Origin of the sequence: Moorena sp. SIO4A1 (genome assembly GCF_010672065.1) — a bacterium.
In the GTDB taxonomy this organism is placed as follows: Bacteria; Cyanobacteriota; Cyanobacteriia; order Cyanobacteriales; family Coleofasciculaceae; genus Moorena.
In genome coordinates, this window is record NZ_JAAHHX010001039.1 from 1 (window position 1) to 1,055 (window position 1,055).

Here is a 1,055-nt window from a genome sequence, read left to right on the forward strand (position 1 = left end):
TTATCCAATTATGGGCGTTTAACCTATGACCACGAATCACTAGGGCTATTTTTGAATACCCTAAAGGGCTTTGTAGGGATTCAGCAGCAAGAGTTGCTGGATGGATTACTGACAAAGTACAACATGATGACTCCGATCGCCGCACTCCCTGATATTCCTCAGTGGAAGGGCGGAGAAACCACAGCAGATGTTCTTGAAAAGATTATTGGTGAGAATACCCTACGCCCCATTGCCTTTTTACAACGAGGGTTAGAGGTAGCTCGAACCGTTGCTTATATTGGAGTCCAGTCTAGTCATGAGCGTTGGTCGGGTACAGGCTTTTTGGTTGCTGAAGATTTATTGCTCACCAACAATCATGTTTTGCCTAGTGCAGACTTATTAGCAAATTCTATCTTTCGGTTTAACTACGAAGAGGACTTTCAGGGGCACGCTCAGCCCAGTGAAGAATATCAGGCAAAGCCTAGTGGATTGTTCCATACCAATCAGGATTTAGACTATACTCTAGTTCAACTCGATGGGAAACCAGGACAAAAATGGGGATGGTTGCCGTTAAAGCCGAGCAACGTCAAGCGCAGGGATCGAGTGAACATCATCCAGCATCCCGCAGGGCGACCCAAAGAAATTTCCTTCCAAAACAATTTTGTTGAGTACGTAGGGGGTAATGTAGTCCAATATGTCACCTCCACATTGAACGGTTCTTCTGGAGCGCCAGTGCTAAACAATGGATGGCAGGTGGTTGCTCTCCACCATGCAGGAGGTGATATCCCTGAACCTACAACCCAGCGCCGTTATTTTAGAAACGAAGGTATACTAGTAGATAGAATTTTGCCTGATTTACCTCCGGAGCTAGGGAAATTAATAAATATAGCAGCTAGTTAGAACTTTTTAGTGCCCACTCTAGTCACTAGTAACCATTAAAAATGACTCTGAAATCTGAACTGTTGACCTTTTTGTCGGGAATACCAAATACTCAAACAGTTCGGGAACGTCAGGCATTTTTAACTACTGTTGGACTCGATCGTTTAGATCGTAAAGTCGCTTGTGATGGAATTCAA

The 1,055-nt window shown here is 44.2% G+C and carries 1 protein-coding gene; it reads left to right on the forward strand.

What is annotated here, in order from left to right; all coding sequences use genetic code 11:
* A partial coding sequence (locus F6K53_RS45085; RefSeq protein WP_293087660.1) for a trypsin-like peptidase domain-containing protein occupies positions 1-879 on the forward strand: 879 nt, incomplete at its 5' end.
* Positions 880-1,055: the final 176 nt, after the last annotated feature.